At 45.1% G+C, this 255-nt stretch carries 1 tRNA gene; it reads left to right on the plus strand.

The annotated features are described in order from the left end of the window. The first annotated feature begins 47 nt into the window (after window positions 1-47). A tRNA-Ala gene (locus ACX6U0_RS21405) sits at window positions 48-123 on the plus strand. Window positions 124-255: the final 132 nt, after the last annotated feature.

Below are 255 nucleotides of genomic sequence, written 5' to 3' on the forward strand. Positions count from 1 at the left end.
GGTTCGAGTCCATTTAGGCCCACCATATCTTTTCTTTTTTTATGTTTGGGGCCTTAGCTCAGCTGGGAGAGCGCCTGCCTTGCACGCAGGAGGTCAGCGGTTCGATCCCGCTAGGCTCCACCAAGAATATTTGTACTTTGAAAACTAGATAATGTCATTCATTAAACTGCGTAAGTTTAATTTAAGTTTTAAAATTAGTTAAGTTAGAAAGGGCGCACGGTGGATGCCTTGGCACTAGGAGTCGATGAAGGACGG

Source organism: Gottfriedia sp. ABJ_BB2_2, assembly GCF_055484705.1.